This window comes from Mesorhizobium sp. M2C.T.Ca.TU.002.02.1.1 (assembly GCF_003997225.1).
The window spans coordinates 1-2,232 of sequence record NZ_RZTO01000923.1; the positions used below are offsets into that span (position 1 = coordinate 1).

The 2,232-nt window shown below is 65.5% G+C and carries 3 protein-coding genes; all 3 read right to left on the reverse strand.

The window, feature by feature from the left end:
* A partial coding sequence (locus tag EOD07_RS31475; RefSeq protein WP_127238049.1) for an MFS transporter occupies positions 1–438 on the reverse strand: 438 nt, incomplete at its 3' end.
* Positions 435–1,529 (reverse strand): HlyD family secretion protein, encoded by a 1,095-nt coding sequence (locus EOD07_RS31480; protein ID WP_245470560.1) that lies wholly within the window; start codon positions 1,527–1,529, stop codon positions 435–437. The genes EOD07_RS31480 and EOD07_RS31475, both read right to left, overlap by 4 nt.
* A gap of 214 nt (positions 1,530–1,743) precedes the next feature.
* The coding region (locus tag EOD07_RS31485; RefSeq protein ID WP_164772732.1) for an SDR family oxidoreductase at positions 1,744–2,232 on the reverse strand (489 nt) is incomplete at its 5' end.

The window sequence follows — 2,232 nt, forward strand, 5'->3', positions numbered from 1 at the left end:
GGCGCCCAATCTGCCGACGCTGATCGCCTTCCGCATCCTGCAGGGGCTCGGCGCCATGCCGCCGCCGCCGAGCCCCTGCAGGATGCGGAAGGCGATCAGCGTCGGCAGATTGGGCGCCAGCCCGCACAGCAGCGACGCCAACGTGAAGGTCGCCACGCAGATCATGTAATAGCGCTTGCGGCCGATGACACCGGTCAGCCAGCCACTGACGGGAATGATGACGGAGTTGGCGACGAGATAGGTGGTGATCACCCATGTGCTCTCGTCCATGCCGGCGGCCAGGCTGCCGGCGATGTTGCGCAGCGCGACATTGGCGATCGAGGTGTCGAGCACCAGCATGAAGGTCGCGATCGAGACGACGATCGCGATCAGCCAGGGATTGCGACCGCCGGCGGCGGAACGGCTTTCGTTTCCCTGGACTGTCGCGGCATCGCTCATCGTACCTTGACCGTCGGAACCACCGACATGCCGGGGCCGAGATAGACGCCTGGCGGCTGGTCGAACACGATCTTGACCGGCACGCGCTGCACCACCTTGACGAAATTGCCCGTGGCGTTCTCGGCGGGAAGCAGGCTGAACGCTGTGCCGCTGCCGGCCTGGATGCTGTCGATATGGCCATGGAAGGTCTTTTCCGGATAGGCGTCTATGGCGATGTCGACGGGTTGGCCCGGCCGCATCAGGTCGAGCTGCGTCTCCTTGAAGTTGGCCTTCACCCAGACGTCGTTGGGCACGAACATCATCAGCACCTGGCCGGGCTGCGCGTAGGTCCCCTTTGCCGCCGTGATGTTGGTGGCATGGCCGGCGACGGGCGCCGTGATGGTCGTGCGCGTGAGGGTGATCCTGGCCTGGTTCTCGGTGGCCTCGGCCTGGCGAAGCTTGGCCTCGGCGCTCTTGCCTTGCGCCTGCAGAACCGCCACCTGGCTTTTCGCCGCCTCGGCGTTGGCGTTGGCCGCGTCCAGCGCCGCCTGGTCCTGGCGCAAGGTCGAAGCGGCCTGCTGCGCCTGCTGTTGGGTCGCGGTGCCCTTGGCCAGGAGCTCACGGTTGCGCTGGTCCTCGGATTTGGCGAATTCGAGTGCCGCCTGCGCCTGCGCCACCTGTTTTTCGGCGGCATCGATCTTGGCGTTTTGCGCCTCGGTCTGGGCCTGCACATTGGCGATATCGGCGCGCGCCGCAACCACGCCGGCTTCCGCCTGTTTGAGCGAGGCCTGATAATCACTGTCGTCGATGCGTAGAAGCACGGCGCCGGCTTCGACCGGCTGATTGTCGGTGACGGCGATATCGGTGATGCGTCCGGCAATTTCCGCGCCGACCGTCACCGTGCGGGCGTCGATGAAGGCGTCGTCGGTCCATTCATACTGCCGTGCGTTGATCCACCAGATGACCACGGCCGCGATGACCAACAGGATGAGGATGGCGACGATCGCCGCTATATAGGGATGGCGTTTGATGAGGCCGGGCCTGTTGCCGTCGGACGCGCCGTCATTCGCCTGCGTATCCTGCGCTCGCTCGTCGTCGCGCTCGTTTTCCACGCGCTTTTCGTCGCTCGGCGGCCGTCGCTGCCGATCGGACCGGGGCCGAGCCCGCGTTTCCTCGGCGGGAGCGGGTTCGCGCTCTTTTCTGTCGGATTTTGCGTCCAAGGCAACGGATCCCAGAATCGTTGGCCCCCTCGCAGCAGGGTCAACGGGTGGTTTCCGCAAAGGTTCCTGTCCCCGAATACCGGGCGGCGGCCCGGGCTGTCGGCTGTCAGCCCGCCATCCAGCCGCCATCCACCATCAGGTTTATGCCGGTGACGTAGCTCGCCATGTCGCTGGCGAGAAAGAGCGCAGCGCCTGCCACGTCGTTCGGCTGCCCAAGCCTGGGCCAGGGCGTGCGGCGGCGCGAATAGTCAAGCGCGTCGGGATCGTTGGCGACGCCCGGCTTGCCGGTGATGATCTTGCCCGGCGCAATCGCGTTGCAGACGATCAGGTCGCCGGCATGGTCGACCGCGACCTGGCGCGTCATCTGCACGATGCCGCCCTTGCTCACCGAATAGGGAAAGTCGCCGGGGCAGGCGACCATTCCGTGCTGCGACGAGATGTTGATGATGCGGCCGCGGACGTCATTGACCGGCGCCTGGGTCAGCATCTGGGTGACGGCGCATTTGTTGCAGTAGAAGAATCCCGTCAAATTGACGCCGATGACGCGGTTCCATTGCTCCGGCGTGGTCTCGATCAGGTTGGTGCTGGTGTAGAT